General features: G+C 55.7%; 12 protein-coding genes. 7 read left to right on the top strand and 5 right to left on the bottom strand.

The features are described from left to right. The first annotated feature begins 76 nt into the window (after positions 1-76). From J2X14_RS08740 to J2X14_RS08710, 7 genes are all read left to right on the top strand, one after another. On the top strand, positions 77-2,002 hold the full coding sequence (locus J2X14_RS08740; protein WP_352410832.1) for a type VI secretion system Vgr family protein: 1,926 nt from the start codon (positions 77-79) through the stop codon (positions 2,000-2,002). Further along, on the top strand, positions 2,002-2,436 hold the full coding sequence (locus tag J2X14_RS08735) for a DcrB-related protein (protein ID WP_352410831.1): 435 nt from the start codon (positions 2,002-2,004) through the stop codon (positions 2,434-2,436). The genes J2X14_RS08740 and J2X14_RS08735 overlap by 1 nt, the downstream gene beginning before the upstream one ends. Positions 2,437-2,438: 2 nt before the next feature. Then, a complete protein-coding gene (locus J2X14_RS08730; protein WP_352410830.1) occupies positions 2,439-7,010 on the top strand; it encodes an RHS repeat-associated core domain-containing protein in 4,572 nt (1,523 codons plus the stop codon). Further along, complete coding sequence (locus tag J2X14_RS08725) at positions 7,007-7,633, top strand: hypothetical protein (RefSeq protein WP_352410829.1); 627 nt, start codon at positions 7,007-7,009, stop codon at positions 7,631-7,633. Before J2X14_RS08730 ends, J2X14_RS08725 begins: the two co-directional genes overlap by 4 nt. Positions 7,634-7,939: 306 nt before the next feature. Beyond that, complete coding sequence (locus tag J2X14_RS08720) at positions 7,940-8,416, top strand: AHH domain-containing protein (RefSeq protein WP_352410828.1); 477 nt, start codon at positions 7,940-7,942, stop codon at positions 8,414-8,416. 8 nt (positions 8,417-8,424) lie between these two features. Further along, on the top strand, positions 8,425-9,051 hold the full coding sequence (locus J2X14_RS08715) for a hypothetical protein (RefSeq protein ID WP_352410827.1): 627 nt from the start codon (positions 8,425-8,427) through the stop codon (positions 9,049-9,051). A gap of 428 nt (positions 9,052-9,479) precedes the next feature. Further along, positions 9,480-9,836: an RHS domain-containing protein gene (locus J2X14_RS08710; RefSeq protein ID WP_352410826.1), complete on the top strand. Its 357-nt coding sequence runs from the start codon at positions 9,480-9,482 to the stop codon at positions 9,834-9,836. Positions 9,837-9,919: 83 nt separating this feature from the next. Here J2X14_RS08710 and treC read toward each other — a convergent pair whose 3' ends face one another. From treC to J2X14_RS08685, 5 genes are all read right to left on the bottom strand, one after another. Then, positions 9,920-11,608 carry an alpha,alpha-phosphotrehalase gene (gene treC / locus J2X14_RS08705; protein ID WP_352410825.1) on the bottom strand — a complete coding sequence of 563 codons (1,689 nt, stop codon included), beginning with the start codon at positions 11,606-11,608 and terminating at the stop codon, positions 9,920-9,922. Between the two features lie 50 nt (positions 11,609-11,658). Continuing rightward, positions 11,659-13,077, bottom strand: coding sequence for a PTS trehalose transporter subunit IIBC (treB, locus tag J2X14_RS08700; protein ID WP_352411080.1), 1,419 nt, complete (start codon positions 13,075-13,077; stop codon positions 11,659-11,661). 123 nt (positions 13,078-13,200) lie between these two features. Next, on the bottom strand, positions 13,201-14,148 hold the full coding sequence (gene treR / locus J2X14_RS08695; protein WP_352410824.1) for a trehalose operon repressor TreR: 948 nt from the start codon (positions 14,146-14,148) through the stop codon (positions 13,201-13,203). Positions 14,149-14,197: 49 nt separating this feature from the next. Beyond that, positions 14,198-14,503, bottom strand: coding sequence for a hypothetical protein (locus tag J2X14_RS08690; protein WP_352410823.1), 306 nt, complete (start codon positions 14,501-14,503; stop codon positions 14,198-14,200). An 86-nt stretch (positions 14,504-14,589) separates the two neighbouring features. Further along, positions 14,590-14,730, bottom strand: a complete 141-nt coding sequence (locus tag J2X14_RS08685) for a hypothetical protein (RefSeq protein WP_352410822.1) — start codon at positions 14,728-14,730, stop codon at positions 14,590-14,592.

The following is a 14,730-nucleotide window of genomic DNA, read 5'->3' as shown; positions in this document are numbered from 1 at the left end:
AGGCGGCTCCCTGAACTAAACCCTTTCTTACTATCACCGCCCGCGTCCGCGGGCGCCGCTGAGCACGGAACTCACCATGACTGAACGCATCACCGCACGGCTCCCGCAGGAGGGGCTGCTTTTCTGGAAGCTGGACGGCACCGAGACGCTGTCGCAGCCCTTCGCCCTCACCGTTACGCTGCTGGGCACCGACGCCCGCACCGACCGGCACGCGCTGCTGGGTCAGCCGCTGACGCTGGACATCCCCACCGGGCACCTGTTGTCCGGCACGCGCCACATCAACGGCAAAATCACCCGGGTGGCGGTGCACAGCGAGGAGCTGGGCGGCACGCGCTATGCGGTGCACACCGTGACGCTGGAGCCGGACGTCTGGCCGATGCTGCGCGACCGCAACGCGCGCATCTTCCAGGGCGAGACGGCGGTGCAGATAATCCTGCGGCTGCTGTCGGAGCACGGGGTGCAGGTAGAGAGCCGCCTGACGGGGGCGTACCGGACGTGGGAGTACTGCGTGCAGTACGCGGAGAGCAGCTTCGCCTTCATCAGCCGCCTGATGGAGCTGGAGGGCATATATTACTGGTTCCGTCACGAGGCGGACCGGCACGTGATGGTGCTGGCGGACGGCCCGGAGGCGCATGAGACGTGGCCGGGGTACGAGGTGATTCCCTACCACGCCACGGGCAGCGGCGGGGTGACGTCGGAAGAAGGGGTGAGCCACTGGGCGCTGGAGGAGAGCGTGACGCCGGGGCTGTACAGCATCGACGACTACGACTTCCGCCAGCCGAACGCGTGGCTGCTGCAGGCGCGGCAGAACCCGGCGTCGCCGCAGCCGGGCCAGACGGAGGTGTTTGAGTGGCCGGGCCGCTACGTGGCGCACGGCGAGGGGGAGAAGTACGCGCGGGTGCGCCAGGAGGCGTGGCAGGCGGCGCATCGTCAGGTCAGCGGCAGGGGCACGGCGACGGGCATCGTGCCGGGCTGCCGCTTCGCGCTGCTGAACGCGCCGCACGGCAGCGACAACGGAGAGTACGTGACGCTGGAGGCGAAATATCGTCTGGAGGAGAACCGCTACGCCAGCGGAGAGGGCGAAACGGTGCATGAGATAACGTTCCGGGTGCTGCCGGCGGGGGTGACGTACCGGGCGGAGGCGACGACGCCGTGGCCGAAGACGCACGGCCCGCAGACGGCGCGGGTGACGGGCCCGGCGGGGGAATCGATACACACCGACCGGTACGGTCGGGTGCGGGTGAAGTTCCACTGGGACCGTCTGGGTAAGAGTGATGAGACGAGCTCGTGCTGGGTGCGGGTGTCGAGCGCGTGGGCGGGCCAGGGATACGGCGGGGTGCAGATACCGCGGGTGAACGACGAGGTGGTGGTGGACTTCATCAACGGTGACCCGGACCGTCCGATAGTGACGGGTCGGGTGTACAACGCGGCGAGCATGCCGCCGTGGTCGCTGCCGGGTGCGGCGACGCAGATGGGGTTCATGAGCCGGTCAAAGGACGGGACGCCGGACAACGCCAACGTGCTGCGCTTCGAGGACCGGGCGGGCGAGGAGCAGGTGTGGATCCAGGCCGAGCGCAATATGGATACCAACATCAAAAATGATGAAACCCATGTCGTCGGCGGCAACCAGACGGTCAATATCAGCAAAGATCACACCAGTAAAGTGGAAGGCAGCTACAAACAGATGACGCAGGCGCAGCGCAGCGAGCTGGTCGGCGGTGATTTTGAGCTGAGTGCCGAAGGCACGCTGACGCTGGCATCGGCCAGCAGCATCCAGCTGATCTGCGGCGAAAGCATGCTGATCATGAACGAAACGGGTGATGTGGTATTGCAGTGCAACACCTTCTCGGTCAATGCCTCTGCGCAGGGAGAGATCAATACCGGTGGGACGCTCGATTTAAATATTAAAAAACCCGGGGTCTCGCTCTCCTTCTCGCCGATGCCGGATCAAATTAAAGAACTGGTAAGCGCAGTATTTAATAAAAATAAAGGAAACAGCTAATGAGTCAGCCAGTGCAATATATTCTGACCGAAGGCACCCTGGCGCTGCCGGAAGCGGCGCAGGATGAAAGCGTCACGATCCTTAAGCTGCCGCAGGCACGCGCCTCGCTGGTGATTACTCGTGCTTTTAACGTTAAGCCGGGCGAAGAAGCACAGTATCTGCAACAGCAGCTGGCGAAGGTAAAGCGCGACATGAAAAAGTTTGTGGCGCAAGAGCCGCAGGCGACCACCCTTGGCAATCTGCCCGCACAGGAGGTGGCCTTTCATTTCCAGAACCAGCAGATCACCATTCATCAGCGGTTACTGACCACCATGCTCAGCGATCACTTACTGGCATTAACCCTGAGCCGCACATTGCCTTTTGATGAGGCGGCGCTGGAAATGTGGCAGGGGATTAAGGCTGGTTTTATTCCTGCTGAGGCCGGGGAGGCCTGAGCATGGCGGATGAATTTATTGCCGCAAGGATGGATGATCCGCTGGTACACAGTTCGGCGCTGGCGGATTTCGCCAGCGGCCTGGTTGAAGGGGCCATCTATTTAGGGATTTACGCGGCGGCGACCGCCGTCAGCGCCACCGGCATTGGCGCGGCGGTTGGTATTGCCCTGACCGTGGGCGCGATGGTTAGCGGCATTCCTGAGCAGATCGGTAATAAAGCGGGCGAATGGGTGGATTCTGCGCTCGACTTTTTCGGGCTGAAAGGCCCGCCGGACGCCAAAATTACCAGTGGCTCCGATAATGTGCATATCATGGGTAAGCCTGCGGCGCGCGCGGCCGGAACCGTCGATCACGACTTTCTCAACTCGCCTGCCGCAGAGCAGGACGACAGCCTGACGGCAAAAGATGTGGTGATGATGGTGGCGGCAGGCATCTCAGCCACCGCGTCGGCTGTGCTGCATCCCGGTAAAACTGCGCAGGCGCTGGCGGAAGGCATCAGCCATATCGATGGCGACGATGTTAAAAACCACTTTATTAATATCTGGAAGAACCTGACGCAGCCGATGGTGGCAAGCGCCAGCCCTTACGCCACGCCTGCGCCGAAAGATACTGTGCTCTGCTCTAAAAACCATCTGGCTGAGAACGTTAACTTCCTGGCGGAAGGATCGCGCAAGGTATTAATCAACGGGCAGCCCGCGGCACGTAACGGCGATCGCAGCACCTGTGAGGCCAAAATCGAGGTGGCGGAAAACCCGCGTGTACGCATCGGCGGCGGCAGTATTGTGGTGCGCGATATCCGCAGCGGGAAAAACGCGCCGATGTATATGCTGGGTGGGCTGATGGGTTCCGGCCTGCGTGAAGGCATGCGCCTGCTGCAAAGTATCTATAAAGAGATCAAGTTTGTGCGCATGTTGCGTAACGCCGCCTGTCCGCTGGCTGCGGCAGGCGCGCAGGCGGCGGCAACGGAAGGCGCGGTAGAGGCGGCGGGCCTGATTGCCAGCAAGGCGGTACAGACCGCACACCCGGTGAATATTGCCACCGGCGCCAAGATCCTCGCTGGTCAGGAGGATCTTGATTTCTCACTGGCGGATCGCATTCCGCTGCTCTGGCAACGCGTTTATCACAGCCGCAACACCACCACCGGGCTACTGGGCACCGGCTGGATGCTGCCGTTTGAAACCCGGCTGCTGCAACGGGTAAACGGTGCTAACAGCCTGTTTTTCTGGCGCGATGTTACCGGCCGTGAGCTGGTTATCGGCGCAATGAACCCTGGCGATGTGGTTCACTGTCAGGAAGACGGCATGACCCTGTGGTACAGCGCGCAGGGATCCATTGTGCTGCAAAGCGATCTCGGTGAATTCCAGCTGTATGAGCCGGATCCGCAGCGTGCCGGCGAATGGCGTATCACGCGCATCTGCGATCGTCATGAAAACTGCCAGCACTATGCGTACAACGACGCGGGCCAGCTTGTCAGCATCTCCGGCGACAATGAAGCGCTGACGGTTGCGCTGAGCTATGAGTCGCAGCATGGTCGCCTGGCCGCCGTGCATCAGGTATGCGGCGGGGAACATTATTTACTGGTGGGCTATCGCTATAACGATCGTGGACAGCTGATCGCCGTGGAAGATGCTGACGGCATCGTCACGCGCCGGTTTGGCTGGGATGCCGCCAGCGATCGCATGGGCTCGCACAGCTATGCCACCGGCCTGTGCGTGGACTATGAATGGCGTCCCGAAGCGGGCGGCGCGGAGTGGCGCGTGGCGGAATACCGCGTGCGCGACGAACAGCAGAACGTGCTGGAACACTGGCTGATCGATGCCGACGAGCAGGCCAGAACCGCCACAGTGACCTGCCTGTCGGGCGGCTCGACGCAGCACCACTGGGATCATCTTTACCGCATCACCCGCTACACCGACAGCTACGGCAACGAATGGCATTATCGCTGGACGCCGGACGGCGAGCTGCTGAAGGCGACGGTCGATCCCGACGGCCATCGCTGGGAATATAACCATGACGCGCGCGGCAACCTGACGATGGTGCGCGATCCGCTGGGCCAGGCCACCTTAACCACCTGGCACGAGGTGTATGCGTTTCCGCTGAAAGAGGTGCTGCCGGACGGCGCGGTATGGCAGTACGGCTACAACAACCATGGCGACGTCACGGAACTCACCGATCCGCTGGGCGGCGTCACCCGCTTTGTCTGGAATGATCAGGGTGATCTGATCGAGCGGATCGACGCGCTGCAGAACACCAGCCGTTACTGGTGGGACGAGCGCGGTCAGCTGCTGCGCGAGGAGGACTGCTCCGGTCACCAGAGCCACCGTATTTACGACGACTGCGGGCGGCTTATCCGGCTGAGCCAGCCCGGCGCGGGCAGCGAGCAGTGGCAGTGGACGGCGGCGGGCAGGCTGGCGGCGCACATGCGTGCCGACGGGCGCGAGACCCGCTACGACTACGACCGCGCGGGCCTGCTGACCGGCAGCAATACCGACGGTTTTTCCGAACGCCGGGTGACGCGCAACGCGCGCGGGCAGGTTGTGACGGAGACCGATCCGGCCGGGCATCAGGTGGGCTACCGCTACGATCGTTTTGGTCGTCTGCAGACGCTGATTAACCCGAACGGCGACCGCTGGCGCTTTGAGTATGACAACGGCGAGCGGCTGCTGGCGCAGTACGACTGGGCGGGACGGCGCACCGCTTACCGCTATACGCAGCAGGGCCAAGTGGCGGAAGTGACCCGCGCGTCGCTGACCGAAGGTGAGGCGGCGCAGCGCCAGCGCTACGGTTACGATGCGCTGGGCCGTGTGGTGACGAAGCAGACGGCGGACAGCCATACGGAATATTTTTACGGCGCGCGTGAGGTGAAAATCCGCCGGACAACCCTGCGCGCCTGGCAGCAGGCCACGGCAGGCGGCGAAGAGCCGCAGTGGGAAGAGACGCTGAGCTTCAGCCGCGACGCGGCGGGCAACCTGACGGCGGAAGAGAACCACGGCGGCCGCTGGCAGCACGCGTATGACGCGCTCGGCAACCTGCGGGTGACCACCGCGCCGGACGGCAGTGCGCTGCACCACCTGCGCTACGGCAGCGGACACCTGTTGCAGATGAACCTGCGGCACGGCGACGGCAACACGGAGCTGGCAGGCTACGAACGCGACAGCCTGCACCGTGAAATCCGCCGCAGCCAGGGGGCGCTGACGCTGGAGACGCGCTATGACGCGGCGGGGCGCATCACGCTGCGCGGCAGCCGTCGCGGGCAGGCGCTGATATTTGAGCGTCGTTACCGCTGGGACCGTCTCGACCAGATTATTCAGGAGAGCGTGACCGACAGCGACGCGGGCAAAGAGAAGTACCGTCAGCAGCTTTGGGGCTACGATGCCGCCGGTCGGGTGACGCGCAGCGTGGGCCCGGCGCAGGAGGCGCGGTTCAGCTGGGACGCGGCGGGCAACCGCACGGAAGCGCCGGGGCAGAGGGTGTGGCATAACCTGTTACAGCGGCTGAACGGCATCCGGCTGGCGTATGACGGCTTCGGCCGGCTGGCGGAGCGACACGACACGCGGCACGGCGTGACGCAGCGCTTCCGCTGGGACGAAGAAAACCGCCTGACCGTGGCGGAGCTGGAAGGACACCGCGAATACCGGCGGGCAGAATACCGTTACGACCTGCTGGGCCGCCGCACGCACAAGCTGCTGTACCGTCACGACCGCGCGGAGCCGGAAGTCACTACGTTTCAGTGGAACGGGCTGCGGCTGGCGGGCGAGGAGAGCAGCGGCGCGCCGGGCAGAAAGACGCAGTACGTTTACAGCGAAGGTACGTGGGAGCCGCTGGCGCGGGTGGACAGCAGCGCGGCGGGCAGCGAAGTTTACTGGTATCAGACGGCGCTGAACGGGCTGCCGGAGCGGATGACGGACTCGCAGGGCGACACGGTGTGGCAGGGCACCTTCAGCACCTGGGGCGAAACGCAGCGGGAGCAGAGTCACGCGCCGCTGGCGGTGGCGCAGAACCTGCGTTTTCAGGGGCAGTACCTGGATAGAGAGACGGGCCTGCACTACAATCTGTTCCGTTACTACGACCCGGCGACGGGCCGCTACACGCAGCCGGATCCGATAGGGCTGGCGGGCGGGCTGAACACCTATGCGTATGTCGGCGACCCGCTGGTGTGGGTGGATCCGTTGGGGTGGTGCTCCACTAAATTAGGCCGCAACATGGGGGCTCGCCCCAGAGATGGTATGGCTAATCATCATCTCATTCCTGAAGAGTTAATTAAAGATCCCAGATATAGATCTGTATTTGGACGGTTAAAAAATATTGGTTGGGATGGAGATGGCGCATCTAATGGGATATTTTTGCCTGGGGGGCAGGAGCTGTCTAAGATTTTATCTTTGCCTGGACATTGGTCTAGTCATGCAGAATATACAGGAGATATTAGGGTTAAGTTAGATGTATTAGCAAGACAGGCTGGACGCATGAGTGATACGCAGCTTGCTTTGAAAGTGAAAAATATACAAGATTGGGCTCGAGAAGGTCTGGAAAAAGGATTATTTAAAGTTGATGCTAACAATGGGCGTTTGATATGAAAGAAAATAATAACAAGTTTTATATATTACAATATAATCCGGAAGATGCAGGGCTGCCGCCTTATATCGATAAGAAATATACGCCGGATTTACCATGTTTTGATATCTTTACATCGCCGCCAAAAGAAGAATATTTTATAGATCGCTATAAATTAAGGACTAGCGTTAAAGATATGAGTGGTGATTATTTTTTAGATGACGATATAGTGTCTTCTGATCTAATGAAAATGTGTCAGGGTTTGAATGTTGCTTTCCTAAGCTTTCCTCTTGATATCGTATTAAATGGAAGGAAAAAACCTTCAAAAAATTATAATTTGTTTTATTTGAAAAAATACATTTCAATCCTTGATATAGAGGAGTCTTCCTATGAAATATCTAGGGATTTGGATTCAGGGAAATTAAACACTCCTCAGGAAATGGGATTGGATAAGGTATATTATGAAAAAATAACAAACTTTGTTATTAAAAAAGATATCAATGAGGATTTGTTTTTCTGTACTGATATTATAAAACCTGTATGCTCTGAAAAATTTAAGTATTTATTTCAGGAGAAATGTTTTTCAGGGATAAATTTTATACCTATTGATAATCGTTATTCTTATGATGCTTGGGATGAAGATTAGTATATCTATGGTAAGTATAGCTAGCGATATGGATTTTTCGTAATAAGAAAGGCGGCTTAGCAAGTTTTACAGGCGGTGACTAAAATATAGTGCCGCTCTTGCGCGCATCGTTAACGCTTGAAAACTTAAACTGAAGCTTCTTTCAGATATGATTTTTTTTACCGCATTTTATGAAGTTTGCAACTTTTTTACATATCTCATCTGATTTAATATTTTACTTTCAACTTTTAAATAAAAAAATTATTTTTTACTCACAGCAAATTTTTCATGAGTCAGTAACAAAAATACTAATGCACGGCGGGCATCATGGTTTACTGGTATCACTCGGAGCTGAACGGGCTGGCGGGCGGGCTGAACACTTATGCGTACGTCGGCGACCCGCTGGTATGGGTGGATCCGCTGGGGTGGATAAGTTGTTCGACTGATGCAGCTATGTTAAGACGTAATATGGTGGAAGCTGGCATGCCTACACCAACTTATAAAAATGCTGCTCATCATATCGTGATGTCTAATTCATCTGCTCCGCGAATGATGGAGCTAAGGTTAAAAATGAGCGAATTTGAGTTGGATCCGAATGAGTTTTATAACGGGATCTTTTTACCAACCAGTTCAAAAGTTAAAATTTTGAATGAAACTCATCTTCCTGCTCACAGCAGAATACATACTAATAAATATAAGCAGCATGTTTATGATAGATTGATTGATAAGAAAGATGCCGACAGTTTCATAGATGAGCTTTTTAGTATTGCCCAAGAAATTAATCATGGAAAATTTCCATTTTAGAGGTGCTTATGAATGAAGAGAATGATTTCAGGAACGTCAATTCTATTTTTAATGAACTATTGTCTGATGCTAAAAATAAATGTGAGGCTCTTTCTAAGGATGTCTTAGAAAGAACAAAGAAAGTTCTTTTTTCTAGTGGTAGCGCTTACGTTTTCTTTCCCTATGAAAATGAAGTTTATGGGTTGAAACCAGGTTTTTTCATTGAGGATGAATCAAAAAAAAATGAAGTAAACAAAAAGAATTACGTGGGGGCTTCAGGTGAAGTCTTCATGGTGGAAGATTTAAATAATAACGGCAGCGTAACTTCAAAAACAATATTTAATTTTTTCAAAGAGTATAAGGAAAGAGTTATTTTTTATAAGGCTGGAAGCTTTAGATTAAAGTCTTATGCAAGGGCGGAGTTAGACAATGGAGAAGTTAAAAGAATTTTCAATAAGGGGGTTTTGGGCGAGAGCTTATGGGATTTCACATATCAAAAAGGAAAGCTGGAAAAAATAAAAATAAGAGAAAGGGGTAATGAAGGGGACAGGTTTTCAGAGAGGGTTCTCTTGTTTTTTTACAATGAAGAAAACTACTTAAAAAAAATAGTGGAAAGATATGAGAATGGGGAGGATGTGCAAATATATAATACTTAAGATGTTTCTTCTGAAGGGTATATACGTATATTCTTGTGGTTTTATTTTCTGGGGGGAATTAATGCTGAATGTTCATTGGCTCAACTTAAACAATTAGTGTAATCTCATAGATTTATTTTTCAGTAAAAAATTGAGCTGTGCTGTTATATAAAGAACTGGTAGTTTCTTGTCGCTGGGTTTCTAAAGCTTCTGTTAAGAGTAAATTCGCATAATTAATTATTTTCGCAAAATACCGGCGGGCGGAATACCGCTACGATCTGCTGGGCCGCCGCACGTACAAGCTGCTGTACCGTCACGACCGCGCGGCCCCGGAAATCATCACGTTTCGGTGGTACGAGCTGCGGCTGGCGGGCGAAGAGAGCAGCAGCACGCCGGGCAGATAGACGCAGTACGTTTACAGCGAAGGCACGTGGGAGCCGCTGACGCGGGTGGACAGCAGCGCGGCGGGCAGCGAAGTTTACTGGTATCAGCAGACGGAGCTGAACGGGCTGCCGGAGCGGATGACAGACGCGCAGGGCGACACGGTGTGGCAGGGCACGTTTAGCACCTGGGGTGAAACGCAGCGCGAGCAGAGCCATACGCCGCTGGCGGTGGCGCAGAACCTGCGTTTTCAGGGGCAGTACCTGGACAGAGACAAATCTGCCGGGAGCAGATTTGAACAGCGCTTCAGCGCTGGCCCCGAAGGGGCGAGCCTCATGGATGAGGCGAGTATTCGGGCCTGCACTACAATCTGTTCCGGTACTACGACCCGGCGACGGGCCGCTACACGCAGCCGAATCCGATAGGGCAGGCGAGGCGAGCAGCGCCTGCCTTAAATCGCCAAACCCAGCCTCCCTGCCGTTATTCTTATCCCGCTATCCCCCAGCTGCTACGCAATCCACTGCTGGGTAACCGCATCCGCGCCACGGCTATGCCACCAGATCGCCTCGAACGGACGCAGCGTCATGGCGTCAGGACGGGCAGTGGCTTCAGCATAATTACTCATCAGCATCTGCCATTCCCCTTCAGTATGGTGCGGCTGCCACGACTGGCACTCACGGCTTAAATTCGCGATGACCAGCAGCGTTTCACCTTGCCACCGGCGACGATAGCACCATAAAGCGGGATGGACGGGTAACAGATCTTCGTAATCGCCCCAGGTTAATATCGGCATTTTTTTACGTAATGCGATCAGCTGCTGATAGGTATAAAAAACCGAATTCGGATCTTTCAGCGCGGCGTCGACATTGATCTCTGCGGCATTATCACCCAAGCCAATCCAAGGCTCGCCGTGGGTAAAGCCAGCGTTGGGCGAGGCGTCCCACTGCATCGGCGTACGGGCGTTATCACGCGACTTGCTTGCCAGAATCGTCAGCAGCTCAGCGGCGTCACGGCCTTGCGCACGCAGCGCGGCAAACATATTGTGGCTTTCCACATCGCGATAATCGGTAATGCGGCTGAAGTGCGGGTTGGTCATGCCGATCTCTTCGCCCTGATAGATATACGGCGTGCCCTGCATACCGTGCAGCACCATCGCCAGCATCTTGGCCGCCGCAATCCGATACTCTCCTTCATCACCGAAACGCGATACGATGCGCGGCTGATCGTGGTTACACCAGAACAGCGCGTTCCAGGCCACGTTGTGCATGCCGTTTTGCCAGTGACGGAACAGCGCCTTCAGCGCAACATAATCAGGTTTAGCCAGCGTCCACTTCTCGCCGCCAGGGTAGTCGACTTTCAAATGATGAAAGTTAAAGGTCATCGACAGCTCGCGCCCATCCAGCGCGGCGTATTGTTGGCAGTTCGCCAGCGACGTTGATGACATCTCACCCACGGTCATCAGGCTGCGCGGGGTAAACACATCGCGGCTCATCTCCTGCAAATACTCATGAATACGCGGCCCGTCGGTATAAAAACGGCGGCCATCGCCATGCGCGTCGCTGGGAAAATCCTGATCTTTTGAGATAAGGTTAATCACGTCAAGCCGCAAACCATCCACGCCGCGATCGGCCCAGAACTCACAGACTCTTTTCAGCTCGCTGCGCACCTCCGGGTTCTCCCAGTTAAGATCCGCCTGCTCAGGCGCAAACAGGTGCAAATAATATTGTCCGCTCTCAGCGTGCCAGCGCCAGGCGTTGCCGCCGAATTTCGATTGCCAGTTGTTCGGCAGCGTCTGCGGCGTGCCGTCGCGCCAGATGTAGAAATCACGATACGGGCTCTCTTTACTCAGCGCCTCACGGAACCAGGCGTGCTGCGTGGAAGTATGGTTAAACACCATATCCAGCACGATGCGAATGCCGCGCGCATGCGCCTGCACCACCAGCTCATCGAAGTCATTTAACGTGCCGTAAGTGGGATCGATGGCGGTATAGTTCGCCACATCGTAGCCGTTATCCACCTGTGGAGAGATATAAAACGGCGTCACCCAGATCGCGTCGATCCCTAACGTTTGCAGGTAATCAAGACGTGAAATAATGCCGCGCAGATCGCCGGTGCCGCGTCCGGTCGTGTCCTGAAAGCTTTTGGGATAAATTTGATAGATAACGCCGTTTTGCCACCAGTGGGGAAGTGTACTCATTGTGTATTCCTGCAAATGCAAAAAAGGGCGCAGCCGCGCCCTGAAAAAAGTCAGACAATCTGCAATGTGCCCTGACGATGTTTACGCTGGTAAATCACCGTGGTCAGCACCATCGGTACGATAATCGCGACCGCCATTGCCATGGAAAAGACCTGCCAGAACGATGGCTGGATAGAGAGGATGCCTGGTAACCCGCCGACGCCAATGCCGTTCGCTACCACGCCGTTCAGCCCGCACAGCAGCGCCGCCAGACTGGAACCGATCATGCCGCTCAGCATAGGGAAGCGGTATTTCAGGTTGATGCCGTACATCGCCGGTTCTGTCACGCCCAGGTAAGCTGAAATCGCCGCCGGAACCGAAATCTCACGTTCGTTATGCTTACGGCTGACAATAATAATGCCGGTAACCGCAGAGGCCTGGGCGATATTTGACAGCGCAATCAGCGGCCAGACCGGCGTAGCGCCGAGGCTCTGAATCATCTGCATATCAATCGCCAGCGTGGTCTGATGTACACCGGTGATCACCAGCGGGGCATAGAGGAAGCCGAACAGCGCCGCGCCAATCGGCGCAAACGTGCCGGTTAACAGGTGGCGTACCGCAAAGGCAACGCCGTCGCCAATCATGCGGCCAAACGGGCCGATAAAGGCGTGGGCGAGAAATACCGCCAGCAGCAGCGAACAGACCGGCACCACCACCAGATAAAGGTAATCAGGCACCAGACGTTTCAGACGCATCTCAATAAAGCCCAGCGCCACGCCCGCCAGCAAGGCGGGTATCACCTGCGCCTGGTAGCCCACTTTAGCAATGGTAAACAGCCCGAAGTTCCACACTTCCGGCACCTGCTGGCCCAGCAGGTACGCGTTCATTAATTGCGGAGAGACCAGCGTGATGCCAAGCACGATCCCCAGCACCGGGGTGCCGCCCATCTTACGCACCGCCGACCAGCAAATACCCACTGGCAGATAGAAGAAGATCGCTTCACCAATCAGCCACAGGAAATCATAGATGCTTTGCAGCGTCGGATAGAGCTGCGCCAGCGTTTTGCCGTCGCTTACCGGCACATCGCCAATCACATTGCGAAAGCCGAGAATCAAGCCGCCGCTAATCAACGCGGGCAGTAACGGAAAGAAAATCTCAGCGAAATGGGAAATCAGCTGCTCGTGCCATTTCATGTTCTGGCGCGCCGCTCTTTTCGCCTGCTCTTTATCCGCCCTGGAGTGGCCGGTGGTAGCCAGTAATGCCTGGTAGTAATCGCCGACCTCGGTGCCAATCACCACCTGAAACTGTCCGGCATTGGTGAAGCAGCCTTTTACCATCGAGAGTTTTTCAATCTCTTTTGGGCTGGCTTTCGCGGGATCGTTTAACACAAAACGTAAACGGGTAATACAGTGGCTGACGGTAGCGATATTGTCGCGTCCGCCAACCAGCACGATCAGCTGGTCGATATCAGATTGTTTTACTTTGCTCATCATGAAGCCTCATGACCGGTGGAGGAAGATTAACTGGACGCAAGCCTACTCTTGAAGCGCATCGGACAAAACGGGAACGTTCCCGAAACTGGTCGAGGATCACAATAATTCGTCTTAAGGCGATTAGGAAAGGGTGGCGGGAATCGTGATGCGGCGTGGTTCGCTGCGGCCATTGATCTGCGCTATCAGCTGTTTAGCGGCCTGGCGGCCTGATTCAGCATAGCCAGGATCAACACTGATAATTTCCGGATGCAGAAACTTGATCAGCGGCGTATTGCCAACGCTCGCCAGCTGTAAGCCCTCGATGCGCTGCTCCTGTAAGTACTTACTTGCACCCAGCGCCAGCGTATCGGACGCGCAGACCAGCGCCGTAGTGTGCGGCGTCAGCGCGCTGGCGACCTGCTCATACCCCTTTTTCATGCTCAGTCCAGGCAGCGTTGCCACCGCAGCGAGCTGATGCTGCTGGCAAAAGGCCAGATACGCCGCGTGGCGGCGCTGGCCGGAGGTCACATCGCTATGGGGAACGCCAAGATAGCTGATATGACGATGTCCGCGATCGAACAGGCGCTGCATCAGGGTAATAATAGCGCCTTCATCGTCGTAGCAGACAGAGGCGAAACCTGCGGCGTCGCGCGCCAGCAGCACCAGCGAAGATTGCCACGGCGCAAGCACCTCTTCTTTAATGCCGGTAAAACCAAACAGCACCACGCCATCAATATGACGGCGCTGCAACATACCCAAATGTTCTGCCACCAGCTGCGGGGAAAACTGACTCTCCATCATGATCGGGTCATAACCCTGCTCATAAAAGGTGGGCAGCATGGTCTGCACGGCAAGGTTCTCTGACAGGGAGTCGAGACGAGTGACGATGATGGCTACCACCTTATCGCTCTGCCCACGCATGGCGCGTGCAGAGCGGGAAGGAGCAAAACTGTGCTGGTTCATTACCGCCTCAACGCGCGCACGCGTGCGTTCGCTAACGCCGCTTTCGTTGTTCAGTACCCGCGATACGGTCGATTTTCCTACGCCGCTTAAACGCGCAATATCTTTAATAGTGAGGCGGTTCTGCATACTCTTTTCTTTTCCCGGTACTACAACAATAAATAATTAATACAAATACTTAACGTTTGCCGCGTTTTATCGTTGCTGACCAGTTAAAATCAGCCACTTCGCTTGCGGTCAGCGAGGACGGTTTCTTTTTACGTACCGGCTTTTTCGCCGCCAGCGCTTTTTCCTTTTCGTTGTTTTGCTTGATCGTCATTACAATTTGCCGGGCTTCGGCGGTAAACTCTTTCTCTTTTTTCGCGTCAGGCTCCTTGCCGGTACGCAGCTTATATTTTTGCACCAGCCCTCGGAACGTCTCATCAATAACCGTTCGCTCATTGGCATTAAACTGGTCGATGGAAATCATTTTCTTGTCGTTCATGGCATGCCTTCCTGGTAGTGAACTCACGCATCAAGATAGAGGATGCATCACTTGAGAACAATGAATCTATGCGAAAGGCAGGCAACTTAGGGAAAAAGCAGCTGAATGCGCCAATCTTCTTTGACTCTTTCCCGCTGGGCGGTGTTAAATTCCAGCTGGCTCCAGGCGGGCCGATAATAAAGATAACGATCTTCCTGCGCGGGTTGCGCCTTGATTCTGACGAGCAC

The organism is Mixta sp. BE291 (assembly GCF_031457955.1).
Lineage (GTDB): Bacteria > Pseudomonadota > Gammaproteobacteria > Enterobacterales > Enterobacteriaceae > Mixta.
Note: the sequence above shows the minus strand (reverse complement) of the source record. Positions and strands in the feature narration are given on the sequence as shown.